The sequence below is a fragment of the Mesorhizobium sp. Root102 genome (genome assembly GCF_001425625.1).
GTDB lineage: Bacteria > Pseudomonadota > Alphaproteobacteria > Rhizobiales > Rhizobiaceae > Mesorhizobium.
Window position 1 is genome coordinate 14,568 of sequence record NZ_LMCP01000016.1, and the last position, 15,637, is coordinate 30,204.

Genomic DNA, 15,637 nt, shown 5'->3' on the forward strand with positions numbered 1-15,637 from the left:
CGTTGTTCTTCGCCAAAACCTTGGCGACAGCCTCTAAGCTACCGCGTCCGGGCGGCTGCCAAGTTCTCTTCCAACGACGCGTATGAGTTTGTCAGCTATCAAGAGAACCTCAGCTTCGTCCATTGGCGTGGAAAGCGCTCCTGAGCAGTTGGGCGTCAGCAGGACGTTTTCATCCACCATCGCCAAGTGAATACCGCGGATCAGCTTGGCTGTTTCTGCGTTGGCAAACGCGCTCCGGTAGCCAGTAACTTCGCCCGGCCCAACGTGAACCCGGAAAAGCGATCCCATGCCGGTCACGGTCGCCGACACGCCGGCGTTGGCAAAGCCTTGCCGGAGCTCCGCCCGAAGTCTGTCGCCGAGAGCGTTCATCCGATCCACAGCCGGTCGGGAGTAGTGCGCGAGCGAGGCCAGGCCCGCCGCCATGCTCAGCGGGTTCGCGCTGAAGGTCCCACCCATCGACACCTTGGGTTTCCCAGCGGAATGGTCGAAGATCGACATGCGATCGGCCAGTCCTGAAACCGCCCCGATAGGCAACCCGCCGCCTATGATCTTGGCCGTGGTAATCAGATCAGGTTCAAGGCCGAAAAGCGGCGAAGCACCCTCGAACGACAGGCGGAAGCTGATCACTTCGTCGGCGATCAGGATAATTCCATCCCGACGGCAGGCCTCCTGCACGACGGCAGCAGTTTCCATCGAGATCGGCACCGCCCCGGCCCGCGAGGCGTGAGGATCGACGATGACTGCAGCCAGGGAACGACCTTCGCGACGCAGGATGTCGGCGCAACGCTGAGGATCGTCATAAGGCAGGACCACCGTTTCGCGCAGCACCGAGTCGGGTGTCCCGGCGTTGCAGCGCACCGATGCGGGATCGCCGTTTTTGTCGTTCCAGTTGGCGGGCGTGGGATCTAGGCTGACTTCGACCCAATCATAGGCTCCGTGATAGCAGCCTTCGAATTTGGCAATTCTCTCCCGGCCGGTTATGCCGCGCGCGCCTTTGATCGCGGCCAACACGGCTTCAGTCCCGGAATTGCAGAAACGTGTCTGCTCCATCCTCGGGCTTCTGGCAACCAACGCTTCGGCTAGCAGAATCTCGCTCTCGGTGGGCATTCCGAAGGCAGTTCCTTTCACCATCGCGCCGCGCACGGCATCGAGAACCGGTTCGAATGCATGGCCGTGGATAAGCGAAAAGAAGTTGTTGGCGCAGTCTAGAAGCCGTCGCCCATCGATATCGACGACCCAGCAACCTTCTCCACGCGCAGCATACGGCGGGTTCGGCTGGAACCAGGACGCGGCACGCATCGATCCGCCTGGGACAACTCTCCGCTCCCGCAAGAACGCGGCCTCGGAGTGCTTGCCAATGACGGGACCTCCGACATCGCTGCTTTGTCCTGCCACGAGACTCATCCTGTGCTCCATACCCTCTTGAGTGCAGGTAGTGAACACTATGATCCACCACCGTGTCAATAGGATCATCTGATCCAAGGCGAGATTTTTATCCGTAAGCTGTCCAGAAATGCCGCCTGCCTGGAGGCTAGGCGGGAAAGCGGCCGATCTTGAACGGATCGTCTATCGATCTGACCTTTCATTCGACCTCTGACGGGTTAGCCGGTAACCGGTGTTCTGCCGCGACGTTGGACTGCCCGCTATGATCTGTGATCGGCTTTGCATGGACGAGCGAAGAGGGAGTTCCTACTACATTGAAGGTTCTCACGACCGGATGCGGTCAAAGCACGCGTCCGGGCGTGAAGGTCAACGGAGGTGGCGGAGCGTTACGGTCTGACGCCGAACCACCTATCGTCCTGGCGACGACGGCACGGTAGGACAAGGTGGTTGTGCCTGCGCCCGAGGATGCGGTGGAATTCGCAGCGATGGTCGTCGAGACGCCTGGGCCGCCTGCCAGGCAGGCCTCTCCTGCGCCGAGATCGTCGTCGGTCCCTGTTATCCGTTTCGAGGAAGGCGCATCTGCTGCTCGGATCATTGCGGTTGAGCGTGCTTTGGCGGCCTCGTCATGATCTCTCCGTCAAACCGTGTGCGGATCATGGTGGCGACAGGTTCGCAAAGACGAGCCGATCGAACGGCTGAAGAAACCGGTTGGAGGCTCCAATCAGGCCGCCTTCGGCCGCAAATCCGGGAAGGCCTATCCCGACCAATTTGATCTGGCGCTGGAAGACTTGGGGACCGCCATCGCCGCAATCGGGGCCGGGGAAGAAGCCGATGCCCCTCAAGGCGATAGAGCGTCCGAACCAAAGACCAATCGTGGCCTCCTTCCCGGCATTCTACCTCTCGCCTATCCTCAAACCTGTGCTGACCATTGCGGCTTATTCCAACTGTCCGACCGAAATGGGGGCAGTTCTACGGCCCTCGCTCTGCTTGCGCAGGATGCAACGGCAATGAACTGATGTGAACGACTGAACACGTAAGGATATCGAAGACTCGTCACGCAGTTCGAAGCGGCGGTTCACGCCGCCTCGCCCAGTGTGCGAGCCTCATGAGCACCCGAGTTCCTGTGGCATCTCGGACGCGCGTCGAACGCGCCCGGCATCACCTATTGCAGGAAGTTCTCGATTATTTCCGCAGCCTTTTGTGGCTGCTCCCAAAACATATTGTGGCCAGCGCCCGTGAAGGTTTCAAACCGAGCGTTCGGGAACGCCTCCTTCACTAATTTTTGATGATGGGAGTCGAAGAACTGGTCCTGATCCCCCCACAAGATCATCATCGGCGCCTTTATCAAGCTTGAGATTTTCGAAAGATCTCCCATAGAGGCTCCCCAAAGAACGCCTTTCCACACTTGGATCGGCACAGCAGCGCTCTCTTCGCGTTCAGGCTTGATGAATGCCATATCAACCGGATTGGGACTCCAGAACCAGTCTGTCATGAATTTGCCGTTAGGATCCATGGGGGGCTTCAGCTGCATAACATTATCCCATAGCCACGAGCCGGGCCCGACACCCGTGTTCAAAGTTGTGGAGATGAGCACCAGCCTGTTCACTTGTTCTGGATGCTGAGCCGCAAGCACCTGTGCCGTGACCGACCCAAGGGAGTGGCCAACCACGTCGGCCTTTTCAATCTTCATTGCACTAAGGAAATAATAGGCGTCGTTTGCAAGGTCGGTATAAGCGTAACAGCATTCCGGAGCACTCGACTTGCCATGTCCGCGCAGGTCGATGGCATAGATGTGGTGATCACTGAGATAGGGCGCGATCAACGACCAGGCCCGGCTGTTGTCGGTGAAGCCATGAATAAGCAACAGGGGTTTCCCATTGGGGTCCCCCATCTCAGAGTATGCCATCCTTATACCATTGGGTAGATCGACGAATTTCTTGGCGCCCGCCCATTCGGACTGAGTTGGCACAGCGATCTGATCCGCTCGTACCTGATTGGTTGAATTCAAGAGAACGAATGCAAAGCCGATGATTGCGAAGTAGCTCTTCATTATCTTCCTCTTTCGTTTTTGCAGTCAATCTATTCAGTTAACCGAATGGATACGTGGGTTTGCTGCAACTCAGATTGTCGAAACGCAACCTCGCGCGCGGCAGGGCGGCAGGGTGGCGACCGGTCATCCGCGACCGATCAGACATGATGAGGGATTGCCTAGCCTCCAGCATTCGACAAAAAGCCAACCTCTACGCTGAACAAGCCAATCTGGGGTTTCGATCAACCAGCGCCTATGGAGCTGGACGCCCGTATCAATTGGCCCTGCGCGGGAGCCACATACTCAGAGGTGGCTCGGGAAAGGAAGCGGCCCGCATCGTGGCAAAGTGGGTTGTCAATAAATCTCTCCCGGCGCCACCCATGCTTTTGACAGCTGAACAACCTGATGCCCTTGCCGGTATTCGTGTCGATCTTGGCGCAATCTTCGTCTCGATCGAGCTAAGTAAATCGACTTGGCCGATCGCTTCTTTGTTAGCCGAACGATTGCCGCGGTCTATCGAACTCACCTACACCCAGGTCATCGATGCCAACTGGCCCGGCAGGTGGATTGGATTGAAATATCTCCGAGGTCCAGCCAAAGGGGTTCCCTCGCCTCACGGGTCACATCCCGGTGGCGGGCTCCTCTCGAGAAGAGTCATCAGAACGGTTTTCAGCGACGAGGGACAACTTTCCCGGGGTTCATAATCAACAGCGGGTCGAGAGCCTCCTTCAAGACTCTCATCAATTCAATTTTCCCAGTAGCGCCATATTGCCTGAGAAGATCGAGCTTAACCCTGCCGATGCCGTACTCTGCGCTGAACGTGCCACCCATCTTGAAGGCAAGATCATATATTTTGGGCGAGATTTCGCGTTCGAAGCGCTCTTTGAAACCTGTCTTTTTGGACGAGGGAGGGGGAACGACGTTAAAGTGCACGTTGCCGTCCCCTACGTGCCCGTAGACCGAGAGAATAGCGTCGTCCGCCTCTCGTTTCACAATGGCCGTTGCACTCTCAATGAAAGCAGGCAAGCGCGAAACCCGAACAGCGATGTCGTGCTTCAATGAACCTCCATTTAGCACTTCAGCCTCAGGAATATTCTCGCGAAGATACCAGAGCTCAGCGCGTTGACTTTCACTGGCCGCGATAGTGGCGTCGATAATCAAATTGTTCTCGAAGAACCGCGCCAACATCGCGCTGACCGTATCCTCCAGGTTCAACGTAGGCGACGCTGTCGCAACTTCCAGAAGAAGGTAGTGCTCACTACTGTTCTCCAGAGGATGCCTTAGATTGGAGTTTGTTCGCAGGATCAACTGCAGCGAGGAACCCGAGATGTATTCGAACGACAGGATAGCTTCACCTGTTTCAACCTGAGTCTGATTGAAGATGGAGGTGAGACCTGAAATATCACGGATCGCGACGAAAGCGGTGACTATCTGTCTGGGCTTCCTGGCAAGCTTGAGAGAAACACCGGTGATGACACCAAGAGTCCCTTCCGCGCCCAAGAAGAGCTGCTTAACGTCATAGCCGGCATTATTTTTCCTTAGAGGGCTAAGTTCGCTGTATAGCGAACCGTCAGGTAGAACCACCTCAAGGCCCAGCACCAGATCTCTTGCGACACCATAACGAACAACATTGACCCCCCCTGCATTGGTGGAAAGATTGCCGCCGATCCTGCATGATTGCTGCGAGCCAAGCACGAGGGGCAGCATAAGATCGGCACTAGCGGCGAGCTCCTGCAGTTCGCTGAGGATCATTCCCGCATCGACGGTAACAGATAGATTGGCAGCATCGATTTCTCGTGGCGTAGTCATACGCTCGAGGCTCAGTACGAGTTCATCGCCGTTGTTGCTAGGCGTAGCACCGGTGCAATAGCTCGTATTGCCGCCTTGCGGCACGAGCCCAACGCGGTGCGCTGCGCAGGCGCGAACGATTTGCTGCACTTCTTCAGTCGTTCGGGGCCGAAGCAGTGCAAAGGTGCTGCCGTGATATTGTCGCCGGAAGTCAGTGGTATATCCGGAAATGATGTCCTGATCTGTCGTCACGATATCTGAAGGAAGTCCGGAGAGTACACGATCGATCCGAACCATTGGGGCTATCCCTTTATTGCGACTTGGAGGGTATCGCAGCAGCGTCAAGCTAGGAGCGCCATGACCGTCCCAAAGATGGGAAGGTCTATTTCTGATCTGACAACCGCCCCATCGAAATTGTCAAAAACATCCGGCACGCCGTCGTTATGAACGCTGGGGCCGAATGAGCTTCAGCGGTTAACGACATCCGGGAGCGGTTCACCTGTCAGAGCGCGCCGGGCCCTTTCGACAGCTTGTTCTTGCAAAGCATCCAGGGAGGTGCTGGAGCGCCAGGCAACGTGAGGCGTGAAAACTGTATTCGGCGCCGCGCGGAGCGGGTGATTAGCTGCCAAGGGCTCCTGTTCGAAAGTATCGAGCGCTGCGCCTGCAATCTTGCCGGCGCCAAGGGCGGCGGCTAACGCTTCTTCATCGATAAGCCCACCGCGAGAAACGTTCACGATGACCGCAGTGGGTCGCATACGCTCCAGGACCTCGGCTGAAATGAGGTGGCGTGTCGCCTCACCGAGAGGCACGTGAAGGGACACGACATCAGAGTCCTCCAGGACTTGTTTCAACGTCGCAGCCGGGACATCCGAAAACGTTGCCAGCGGATCGAATGCGTGCACCTGAGCACCGATGGCGGCCCACCATTTCGCAACCAATCGTCCTATGCGGCCCATTCCGACAACGCCAATTTTCAGCTTCGAAAGCTTGGGCACATCAAGACCGATGATCCCTGCCCACTCTCCCGCACGGACCGCAGATTGCCCCTGCGGAATCCGCCGAGCCAGACTCAAGCCCATCGCCAGAGCATGCGACGCCACTTCCTCGGACGCCGTATCGGGAACGATTGTCACCGGCACCCCTGCCCGCGTCGCCGCTGCGACATCAATGTTGTCGTAGCCCACACCATACCGCACGACGGCTTTGCAGCGCCGTAGCAGCGCAAACTCATCGGCAGTCATCTTTGCGTAGGGCGTGACCATCACCACCTCCGCCTCAGCCATGCGACTGCGAAATGAGGCCTGATCTTCTGCAGCCACGATCTCGCGACCGAAGCTTTCCGCCAATGCACGTTCCCTGTTGAGGTTCGGGAAGCGATGGGGAGCGATCAAGATAATCCCATGCTCGTTTGCCATTGCCATCTTACCAATTCTCCGCTTCTAACAGCACTGTTTAAGTGCGATCTCTTCCATGGGGCCGCGCAAGCGAGGCGTCTGCCTGTGGCCTGCGGTGGCCGCTGTCGAGGCTGACAAACCGGATCGCAAACCGGCTGGTCTGGCTGACCGTTAGCTCATCGTATCGAGGTCGATCAGCTCGATCTTGTATCCGTCGGGGTCCTCCACGAAGGCAATCACAGTGGTGCCATGCTTCATGGGGCCGGCCGGGCGAGGAATCCGGGCGCCGCTTGCCTGCAGCTCTTCACAGATGCTGTAGATATTCCTCACGCCGAGTGCGATGTGCCCATAGCCGTTGCCAAGATCATAGGGAGTTTCTTGATCCCAGTTGTGGGTCAGCTCGATGACCGCATGGGTTTCTTCCGGACCATAGCCGACAAAAGCCAGGGTGAACTTGCCTTCGGGAAAGTCCATCTTGCGCAACAGACGCATACCCAGGAGACGCGTGTAGAAATCGACAGACCGATCAAGATCTCTCACGCGCACCATCGTGTGCAGCACGCGAAACTTAGGTTCACTCATCGTAATGTTCCTTATAATTCTTTATCCAGCACCCGGAATGTTGGATTTATGCTAAAGTACCTGAAGCTGACTACTCTATCGTGCAGGATACGGCTGGTGGCGGCCGTCTCGACGGGCAAGGCCGCTGAAGCCGACGTGCCATCGGCTTCAGCGATGGGTGCCTCTTCCGTCCCGTAAGCGGCTGTTACGGGCTCAACCGGTCTTGTGCTGCCAGCCGCGTCGCGAGAACGCCGTCTCGGTATTGAGAGGTCTAAGCGGATCCGCGACCTTCCGGAACGTCGACATAGACCGAGCCTCTTGCCTGGACCCGTTCTATGGCTTCCATGATCTCGTCGTAATCTGGTGTCTCGTAAAGCGCTTCCTGCCCCGGATAACGTAGCTTTCGGTTGATCGCCTCGTCCAGGAAATAGGCTCCCGCAATCAGGAACGAAATCGTGTGGAAGTCATCAGCACCCAAAGCGCGGATCGCATCCAAGGGATCTCTGGGGCGGGTCTCCGGCAGGCGCAACAATGCCTTGAAAAACGACGGTGCCAAATCATCGCGCTCTTTCAGGGCGCGGGGCAACAAACGTCCGGGCACGCCGGCTTCTGTGGCAGACGGCATCCCGGACTTGACGTCTGAGGGGATGAGGGTCTCCGCGACCCACGCTATCCTGGTTTGAAAGTCATCGATGTTGTACATGGCCTATGGTCCAACCCTTAGCGCTTCAGCAGCATTACTGACCGGCTGTGAGCGCCTGTTTTCAATGATGGCTTCGGAATTTCGCAGCGCCAGCGCAGCAACCGTTCCGGTTGGATTTACTGCTCCGGACGTTGGCATGACGCTTCCGTCCATGACGAAAAGGTTGGGTACGTCGTGCGACCGGCCAAAAGAGTCGACGACGGAGGTGCGCGGATCGTCGCCCATTCTGACCGATCCCAGGATATGCCAACCGGTCTCCCTCTGAAGCGGCATCACCACAGTTTCATAGGCGCCTGCCTCCCGCATGGACTCGACAGCGCGCTCCTGGTTGTAGTGCAAAAGATCCCAGGTATTTTGCGATGCCTTGTAGGTGACTTTCGCGGCAGGCATACCATCGGCGTCGGTCAGGTCCGGATCAAGAGAAACCATGTTCTCCTCATTCGGAAGGTCCTCGGCCATGATCCCCCAATATGCGGAACGACCAAACCGCTTTTGGACGGTAGGATGGAAGTTCTCACCCCACACATCGCCGTTGCCGCCCCATGGCCACGTGCCTACCGTTGCAAGCGGGCCACCCATTCCCATCAATTGCCACTTTGCGCCTCGGTAGAAGTTTGTGTCCTTCCGGGTTTCGGCAAACTCCAGGGAGTAAGAACGCTGGCCGTAGGGTCCTTGCCAGTTTTCAAAAAAGTCGTCGAACAGGCCGCTCACAGTGCCATAGGGGTGCATCATCAATCGTTTGCCAACCAGGCCGGACGAATTGGCTAATCCATTGGGATGATCGCTCGAAGCGGAATTTAGAAGGAGCCTTGGCGTGCCCACGCCGTTGGCCGAAACGATGACGGTGCGACCTGGCTGAAAATGTGTACGCCCCGTTACCCTATCGACATAGGTGACGCCGGTGGCTAAACCGTCGGATCCGGTTTCGACGCGCAACGCGCGCGCATTCTGGACGAGTTTCACCCCAAGCTTGATACATGCCGGCCAGTGCGTACGGTCGACCGAAGCCTTGGCGCCATCGAAGCAACCCCAAGTGCATGCCCCACGTCGCACGCAGGGCAGGAGTCCGTTGTGCTTCACCGTTGCGATTGAATTGCTGCCCGGCCACCAATGCCAGCCAAGCCGATCATGGGCTGCCGCGAGTTTCCGATCCATCTCTGACAAAGGAAACGGCGGCAGCGGTATATCGAACCCCGGCGGATAGGCTGGGTCGCCCCCCACGCCCGAAACCGCGAAATCGTTCTCGACGCGCGTGTAAAAAGGTTCGAGGTCCGCATAGTTCAGAGGCCAGTCGTCGGCGATCCCGTCAACGGTCCGCACCCGGAAATCGCTTGGCTTAAGTCGATGCCAGGCAGCTGCATAGAGTACAGAACTTCCGCCGACCCCATTCCACATCAACGGCTCGACATCTGAACTATTGACATTAATCGGATAGTCCGAAGGTGCCTTGCGTCGATTTGGGTTTGACGCAAAATACTGGTTCTTGGTCAGCTCGAATTCGAAGCCAGAGTGTCGAAGTTTCGTGTAGTCAGGGTACTCACCCTGCTCAAGACAGATGACGGACATTCCTTCTTCCGCAAGGCGTTTTGCGGCCACCGCCCCAGATGGGCCGGCGCCGACGATCACGACGTCGTAGACGGTGGGTCTATCTTCATTCGTCATCTAATCGAATCCTTGTAATTCCCTGCGGGAGTGAGCGCACCGTGACGGGCGCTGCCGTGGAGTGCCATGCCGTTGTAGATGGTGGTCGTCGGCGACAAAGGCGGGTTCGGCGACGGCAGCGGCGGCGTGGTCGACGTCGCGCAATCCTTTCGGCGCAGCAGCATCGTACGCGCATACGACAGGTTCGCCTCGAACCACTCTCCCTCCCACAAATACTTTGTCGCGGAATATCTGGACCCTGAATACCGCCAACGGAGTGCTACCCGGCGGCAGGTTGGCATCGCTTGACTTATTCCAATCGCGCTTGAGGGGATTAAACATCATGATCCAACTTGCTGTCAAGAGGATCATATGATCCGCGATGAAATTCTCCCCTTCTGAAAGTTGGCGGAGCTCATATATCGCTTGGACATGTGCCGTTTCAGATCGCCGGCGATGGCGCTGTCACACCGTGTTGTGCGGTTACTAGCCGCCTAGCGGTATGCTGCCTCAAGGATCCGAAACTTGTGTGATCAAGAAATTCTATCGGGGGTCATCGAATATCGAGATTTGACGCTGTCTGCTTCGACGACAAAGTCTCTCGTCCAAAGAAAGCTCAGGAGAGGACCACACGGGCCATGCTGAAAGCGGAGGAATCTACTGCTAAACGCGATGTTCGGGCAATTCGCGCTGATATACGTGCCGGCCGCATGACCCATCAAACTTCGGGCATGGCTCCAGGTTTTGCGCAAGGCAACTTGGTCATATTGCCGAAGTTCTGGGCGGCGGATTTTCTGCGCTTTTGCCAGGTCAATCCCAAGCCCTGCCCCTTGCTTGCCGTCGGCAAGCCCGGGGATCCGGCTTTGCCGAGCCTCGGCTCGGGCATCGACATTCGCTCGGATGTGCCAAGCTATCGAGTGTTTCGCGAGGGCAAACTTGTCGAGGAAACGCCAGATATCACTGGCCATTGGCGCCATGATTTCGTGTCCTTCGTGATTGGGTGTTCCTTCTCGTTCGAATGGGCTCTGCAAAACGCCGGGATTGCCGTCCGTCACATTGATCTGGGTCGCAACGTGCCAATGTTCCGCACGAACATCGATTGCGCGCCGGCAGGCCGCTTCTCGGGAAAGCTTGTCGTATCGATGCGCCCGATGAAGGCGATGGCCGCGATCCGGGCGATTGAAATCACCTCGCGAATGCCTCAGGTCCACGGAGCTCCAGTGCATTTCGGGGATCCAGCGGCGATCGGCATCAAGGATCTCACCCGACCAGACTACGGCGATGCCGTGCCGGTACACGAAGGTGAAATACCGCTGTTTTGGGCTTGTGGGGTAACTCCGCAAGTGGCCTTGGCTGAAGCAAAGCCGCCAATTGCCATTACCCACAGCCCCGGCTGTATGCTCATTACGGATATCCAGGAAGAAGACCTGCTGAGCGGCCGATTCCAATTTGAGCCAGGTTCGGTTTGAGAGGTTGGGCAGACATCAAGTCGCGGAAATACCTATGGGAGTCTCCTAGGTCTTTCGCCTACAAATCGTTCCAGACAAGGCCTCGAAAAAGGGGGGCGTTTTGGCCGAAGGGCGCTGCCCGGCCGAAGGCTTTGCAAACCCGTCGTAGCTTCCCAGCCGGCCTCACTCATTTAGGGCGGCTGGCTTGAGTGCAGATTGCGCAACGGATCACCTAGGGAGCGCATCGGGCAGCGCCCGTCATGTGCATTTTTGGCTTGGGTTCTCCGGTCTCTAGGGCTAACTAGTCCAAAGGGGTGGTGCCTATGATTGACCTGCGGACGCTCGAGACTTTTTACGTGGTGGCCCAGACGGGTGGATTTCATCGGGCAGCCGAAAAACTCAATACAACGCAGCCAGCCGTCTCAGCCAGGATCGCCCAACTCGAACAGCAACTCAAAGTGCGAGTTCTCGAGCGAGACAAACGCGGCAGTCACCTAACGGTCAAGGGACGGGAGCTATTGGGTTACGTTGAGCGGATCATGGCTCTTCGCACTGAAATGATTCTGGCGATCGCGGGCCGCGACGGCCTTGGAACCACGGTCCAACTTGGTGTTTCCGAAACCATTGTGCATACTTGGCTTCCCGATCTGCTCAAACGCTTGAATAAGGAATATCCGTCGATCACTCTGGAAGTCAGCGTTGACGGATCAGCAAATTTGACCGCCGCGCTGGTCGAAGGAAGTATCAACGTGGCGTTGCTGATTGGACCCGTTAACGTCGGCAATGCTACAAACCTGCCGCTTTGCGACTATCCCATCAGCTGGATAGTGCCGACGCAATTGCCTTTAAAGCCGGACCCTGTGACGCTCGATGATCTGGCAGCCTTTCCAATCATCACCTTCGCCCGTCGAACTCGACCCTATTGGCAATTGCTGGAAATTCTCGAGAAAGCGCATTTGCACAAAGTCCGCATTTTCGCCAATTCATCGCTTTCCTCAATTATCCGGATGACCCTAGACGGCATTGGCGTCGCCGCTATTCCCACTCATGTTGTTGCCGAGCATCTTGCTGCAGGCCAATTGCGTGTCGTCGACACCGGGCATGAGATGCCTGTGCTGACCTTCACCGCCAGCTTCTTCAAGCGGGCCGATATGCCTTTGAACTCGATCGTGGCCGAAATTGCTCAACAGGTCGCGATGCAGCATAGAGGCTAGGAGCAAGCTAGCGCGGCCACTGGAATCGCATCGTGTCGTGCGAGGCGCGGCCAGCCTCGAACAGTGTTGAAATTGACTACTCTGCTGAAACGTTACCCGGCTGTCGGGCCACTTGGAGCGAGCCGCGATGGCCCGCTACCGTTTTCTTTCCGGCACCCCAAGCAGCCCGGCCCAAAGCGCATCGTAAATCGCTACCTTGGTTTCGGCGGTTTCGGCCTGCTTTTCGATGCTGGCCTTAAGCACACTGCTCAAGGCCAAGGTGCCCCGCCAATCAAACACCAAGCCGTCTAGCGTCCCAAGCAGCAGAAGGATTGTTGCCGACGCTAACAGCCTCGCCCGCTTGCCACCGCGTTCCATGCGCCCCCCTGCCAGCCAGCTCCAAAACTATGCCGAAAATACCCATACATCACAAAAACAGCCAATGTCAACGTTTACATCGGCGGCTAGCCATGCAATATTGGTGATTAGTCGCCGAATGATTGGAACGGAACGATGGCTCACGGAGATACGAAGTTGACCCCTGGCGGATGTGCAGCGCCTATGAAGTTTACTCGTACTCCCCTGTTGTCGCTCTATCGGCCAATTGGCCTAAAAGCAGTGCTGGCTGCCTGCAGCGTCCAGTCCCGGGAGCAGGGCCTGCCTGCCAGCGCAGACACGCTGGCTCAGTGCCGGTCATACGAGGAAATTTCACCAGCCGCCCGGCATCGCGGTCAAGTCCAGGCGACCGCGCTGCACGCACACGATTGATCGGCTGCACCTCCTGCAAGAAACGGCTCACGCGAATGCGCTGCAGCAGAACAGCAGTAGCCCTCATCGAATGGAGGAGCGCTGCGTCCGCCGGTTGGCGGGGCGAACTGTCGCAGGACCAAGATTGCCACTTTCACGTGCTTAGCATCCCCTGGACTTAGGTTAAGGATAAGTCTGGCTACAGCCTGAGTATAAGGAGCTAACGGTGCTCAAGACCTCGACCCGCACTGCTGCGCTTTATGACCGCGTTCGGAGAGTCATCCCACCTATCGAATGGCCAGCCTTCGCTGGCGACATCGATGCCATTCTCGACCTCAAGGCGCAAAGAAACGCAGTCATCCTGGCGCACAACTACCAGACGCCGGAGATCTTCCACTGTGTCGCCGACATCGTCGGTGACAGCCTGGCGCTCGCCCGCAAGGCAATGACGGTCGAGGCCGATGTCATCGTGCTCGCCGGCGTGCATTTCATGGCCGAGACCGCGAAGCTGCTCAACCCCGACAAGACGGTGCTCATTCCGGACACGGCAGCCGGTTGCTCGCTCGCCGATTCCATTACCGCCGAAGATGTCCGTCTCATGCGGCAGCGCTACCCGGGCGTGCCCATTGTCACCTACGTCAACACTTCCGCCACTGTGAAGGCTGAGTCCGACATCTGCTGCACCTCGGGCAATGCCAAAGCCGTCGTCGAGTCTCTCGGTGTTGCCCGGGTGATCATGCTGCCGGACGAGTATCTGGCCCAGAACATCGCCGCCCAGACCGACGTTGAGATCATCGCCTGGAAGGGTCATTGCGAGGTGCATGAGCGCTTCACGCCTGCTGACATCAGGGAGTTGCGCGAAAGTCATCCCGGCGTGACCGTGCTGGCGCATCCCGAGTGCCCGCCAGAATTGGTCGCGGAAGCAGATTTCTCCGGCTCGACGGCCGCCATGTCCGACTATGTCGGACAACAGAAACCGGCGCGGGTCGTGCTGATGACGGAGTGCTCGATGAGCGACAATGTCGCGGTCGAACACCCCGATGTCGAGTTCATCCGTCCCTGCAATCTCTGCCCGCACATGAAGCGGATAACGCTTGCCAACATCCGCACCGCACTCGAACAAAACCGCCATGTCGTAACCATCGAACCGGAAATTGCCGGGCGCGCGCGGCTGGCCGTCGAGCGGATGCTGGCCGTATGAGCGTGGACGTCCGCGATCTCGCTGAGCGGCCAGTCATCATCGGCGGCGGCATAGCCGGACTGATGACAGCGCTGCACCTGGCGCCCGAGCCGGTGCTTCTCTTGTCGAGATCCGCGCTTGGCGCGGACGCGTCGAGCACCTGGGCGCAAGGCGGCCTTGCCGCCAGCCTGGGCGAGGATGATGAACCGGCGCTCCATCTTGCCGATACACTTGCCGCAGGCGACGGTCTTTGCGATGTGGAAGCGGCAAGGCGCATCGTGTACGCGGCGCCCGCCGCAATGGAGGATCTGGCGCGTCTTGGGGTTCGCTTCGATCGCAAACCTGCAGGCGCCCTTCGTCTCGGGCTGGAAGCCGCGCACAGCAGGCGGCGTATCGTCCATGCCGGGGGCGACGGGAGCGGACGGGAGGTCATGCGCGCGCTAGTCGCGGCCGTCCGCTTGACGCCGACAGTTGAAGTTGTCGAGGGCATCGAAGCGCGCCGGCTGGCGGTGGAGGACGGCAGGATCACCGGGGTGCTGGCGAACTGTTCGACGGGTCCGGTGTTCCTCGCCACAGGACGGGTCGTTCTCGCCACTGGCGGGATCGGTGGCTTGTTCCACGACACGACAAACCCGCTCGGCAGTTGCGGACAGGGCCTTGCGCTCGCAGCGCGTGCCGGTGCTGTGCTTGCCGACCTGGAGTTCATCCAGTTCCATCCGACCGCGCTTGACGGGCCAGGCCGTCCGATGCCGCTCATCAGCGAAGCGGTTCGCGGCGAAGGTGCGGTGATCGTTGACGAGACAGGCCGACGGATCCTGGACGGCTTGCCAGGTGCGGAACTCGCACCGCGAGACATCGTGGCGCGCGCTGTATGGAGGCATCTTGCGAATGGCCACCGCGTTTTCCTCGACGTCCGCGACAAGCCAGGCGCGACGTTCGCGCAGCAATTTCCGACGATCGCCTCGGCCTGCGGCAAGGCCGGCATCGACCCGGCGCGTGGCCTCATTCCGATCAGGCCGGCGCAGCACTATCACATGGGTGGTGTCGCCGTGAATCTGGCCGGGCGCACGTCCGTTCCGGGACTGTGGGCTTGCGGCGAAGTCGCCTCGACCGGGCTGCATGGCGCCAACCGGCTGGCCAGCAATTCCTTGACCGAGGCCGTCGTCTGCGCGCGTTGGGTCGCGGAAAGCCTGACGGGAACCCCTGCCCGCCGGACAAAGCCGGCGATTGCAAGCGACTGCCCTTCGCCCGACCCGACAACCGTGCGCCCCCTTCTATCGCGCGCGCTCGGCGTCTTGCGGGACGGTGAGGCATTGAAGGCCGCCGCACGCACCTTGTTGCCGCTCGCCGAGCGTAAGGATGCGGCATCGGATCCCGCCGCTGTTGGATTGATGATCGCGATTGCCGCCTTGCTGCGCCACGAAAACCGCGGCGCTCATTTCCGGACGGACTTTCCGCATCATGCGGCCGTCGCCCGCCGCTCCCAGATCACCCTTGACGCGGCCATAGCCGTGGCCCGGGAACTCGCATCCTCCCCAACGCTGGAAAGCGTCCCGTGAAGAACCTGCCG

At 58.6% G+C, this 15,637-nt stretch carries 13 protein-coding genes and 1 pseudogene; 6 read left to right on the top strand and 8 right to left on the bottom strand.

What is annotated here, in order from left to right; translation table 11 throughout:
- Positions 1-33 precede the first annotated feature (33 nt).
- Complete coding sequence (locus ASD12_RS16170) at positions 34-1,299, bottom strand: aminotransferase class III-fold pyridoxal phosphate-dependent enzyme (RefSeq protein WP_244482864.1); 1,266 nt, start codon at positions 1,297-1,299, stop codon at positions 34-36.
- Positions 1,300-2,045: 746 nt separating this feature from the next.
- On the opposite strand from ASD12_RS16170, the pseudogene ASD12_RS35355 reads away from it, so the two are divergent.
- A pseudogene (locus tag ASD12_RS35355) lies at positions 2,046-2,261 on the top strand (IS66 family transposase); the annotation flags it as partial.
- A 284-nt stretch (positions 2,262-2,545) separates the two neighbouring features.
- On the opposite strand, the gene ASD12_RS16180 reads toward ASD12_RS35355, so the two are convergent.
- The 6 genes from ASD12_RS16180 to ASD12_RS16205 form a co-directional block, all read right to left on the bottom strand.
- Positions 2,546-3,433, bottom strand: a complete 888-nt coding sequence (locus tag ASD12_RS16180) for an alpha/beta hydrolase (protein WP_082525473.1) — start codon at positions 3,431-3,433, stop codon at positions 2,546-2,548.
- A gap of 648 nt (positions 3,434-4,081) precedes the next feature.
- Positions 4,082-5,497, bottom strand: coding sequence for an FAD-binding oxidoreductase (locus tag ASD12_RS16185; protein WP_200953703.1), 1,416 nt, complete (start codon positions 5,495-5,497; stop codon positions 4,082-4,084).
- A gap of 170 nt (positions 5,498-5,667) precedes the next feature.
- Positions 5,668-6,621, bottom strand: coding sequence for a C-terminal binding protein (locus ASD12_RS16190; protein WP_056587896.1), 954 nt, complete (start codon positions 6,619-6,621; stop codon positions 5,668-5,670).
- 144 nt (positions 6,622-6,765) lie between these two features.
- Positions 6,766-7,176 carry a lactoylglutathione lyase gene (gene gloA, locus ASD12_RS16195; RefSeq protein ID WP_056587899.1) on the bottom strand — a complete coding sequence of 137 codons (411 nt, stop codon included), beginning with the start codon at positions 7,174-7,176 and terminating at the stop codon, positions 6,766-6,768.
- A 250-nt stretch (positions 7,177-7,426) separates the two neighbouring features.
- Complete coding sequence (locus ASD12_RS16200) at positions 7,427-7,858, bottom strand: hypothetical protein (protein ID WP_056587902.1); 432 nt, start codon at positions 7,856-7,858, stop codon at positions 7,427-7,429.
- Positions 7,859-7,861: 3 nt separating this feature from the next.
- The gene (locus tag ASD12_RS16205) at positions 7,862-9,520 is read right to left on the bottom strand and encodes a GMC family oxidoreductase (RefSeq protein WP_056587905.1); all 1,659 of its coding nucleotides are present in this window, start codon (positions 9,518-9,520) and stop codon (positions 7,862-7,864) included.
- 78 nt (positions 9,521-9,598) lie between these two features.
- On the opposite strand from ASD12_RS16205, the gene ASD12_RS34150 reads away from it, so the two are divergent.
- The 3 genes from ASD12_RS34150 to ASD12_RS16220 all read left to right on the top strand — a co-directional run bounded on the left by ASD12_RS34150 (position 9,599) and on the right by ASD12_RS16220 (position 12,161).
- Complete coding sequence (locus tag ASD12_RS34150) at positions 9,599-9,808, top strand: hypothetical protein (RefSeq protein ID WP_156398601.1); 210 nt, start codon at positions 9,599-9,601, stop codon at positions 9,806-9,808.
- Positions 9,809-10,137: 329 nt separating this feature from the next.
- Positions 10,138-10,968, top strand: a complete 831-nt coding sequence (locus ASD12_RS16215; RefSeq protein ID WP_056587911.1) for a putative hydro-lyase — start codon at positions 10,138-10,140, stop codon at positions 10,966-10,968.
- A 302-nt stretch (positions 10,969-11,270) separates the two neighbouring features.
- Positions 11,271-12,161 carry a LysR family transcriptional regulator gene (locus tag ASD12_RS16220; protein WP_056587914.1) on the top strand — a complete coding sequence of 297 codons (891 nt, stop codon included), beginning with the start codon at positions 11,271-11,273 and terminating at the stop codon, positions 12,159-12,161.
- A 135-nt stretch (positions 12,162-12,296) separates the two neighbouring features.
- Here the strand turns inward: ASD12_RS16220 and ASD12_RS16225 are convergent, their stop codons facing one another.
- Positions 12,297-12,518, bottom strand: coding sequence for a hypothetical protein (locus ASD12_RS16225; protein ID WP_056587917.1), 222 nt, complete (start codon positions 12,516-12,518; stop codon positions 12,297-12,299).
- A 595-nt stretch (positions 12,519-13,113) separates the two neighbouring features.
- On the opposite strand from ASD12_RS16225, the gene nadA reads away from it, so the two are divergent.
- Both nadA and ASD12_RS16235 read left to right on the top strand, forming a co-directional pair.
- The gene (gene nadA, locus ASD12_RS16230) at positions 13,114-14,088 is read left to right on the top strand and encodes a quinolinate synthase NadA (protein ID WP_056587921.1); all 975 of its coding nucleotides are present in this window, start codon (positions 13,114-13,116) and stop codon (positions 14,086-14,088) included.
- Positions 14,085-15,626 (top strand): L-aspartate oxidase, encoded by a 1,542-nt coding sequence (locus tag ASD12_RS16235; protein WP_056587924.1) that lies wholly within the window; start codon positions 14,085-14,087, stop codon positions 15,624-15,626. Before nadA ends, ASD12_RS16235 begins: the two co-directional genes overlap by 4 nt.
- Positions 15,627-15,637: the final 11 nt, after the last annotated feature.

Excerpts from the sequence above, each read along its gene's own strand:
- ASD12_RS34150 (WP_156398601.1), top strand. The coding sequence starts at position 9,599 with ATGGTGGTCGTCGGCGACAAAGGCGGGTTCGGCGACGGCAGCGGCGGC.
- ASD12_RS16200 (WP_056587902.1), bottom strand. The coding sequence starts at position 7,858 with ATGTACAACATCGATGACTTTCAAACCAGGATAGCGTGGGTCGCGGAG.
- gloA (WP_056587899.1), bottom strand. The coding sequence starts at position 7,176 with ATGAGTGAACCTAAGTTTCGCGTGCTGCACACGATGGTGCGCGTGAGA.
- ASD12_RS16170 (WP_244482864.1), bottom strand. The coding sequence starts at position 1,299 with ATGCGTGCCGCGTCCTGGTTCCAGCCGAACCCGCCGTATGCTGCGCGT.
- ASD12_RS16225 (WP_056587917.1), bottom strand. The coding sequence starts at position 12,518 with ATGGAACGCGGTGGCAAGCGGGCGAGGCTGTTAGCGTCGGCAACAATC.
- ASD12_RS16220 (WP_056587914.1), top strand. The coding sequence starts at position 11,271 with ATGATTGACCTGCGGACGCTCGAGACTTTTTACGTGGTGGCCCAGACG.
- ASD12_RS16185 (WP_200953703.1), bottom strand. The coding sequence starts at position 5,497 with ATGGTTCGGATCGATCGTGTACTCTCCGGACTTCCTTCAGATATCGTG.
- ASD12_RS16190 (WP_056587896.1), bottom strand. The coding sequence starts at position 6,621 with ATGGCAATGGCAAACGAGCATGGGATTATCTTGATCGCTCCCCATCGC.
- ASD12_RS16235 (WP_056587924.1), top strand. The coding sequence starts at position 14,085 with ATGAGCGTGGACGTCCGCGATCTCGCTGAGCGGCCAGTCATCATCGGC.
- ASD12_RS16180 (WP_082525473.1), bottom strand. The coding sequence starts at position 3,433 with ATGAAGAGCTACTTCGCAATCATCGGCTTTGCATTCGTTCTCTTGAAT.
- ASD12_RS16215 (WP_056587911.1), top strand. The coding sequence starts at position 10,138 with ATGCTGAAAGCGGAGGAATCTACTGCTAAACGCGATGTTCGGGCAATT.
- ASD12_RS16205 (WP_056587905.1), bottom strand. The coding sequence starts at position 9,520 with ATGACGAATGAAGATAGACCCACCGTCTACGACGTCGTGATCGTCGGC.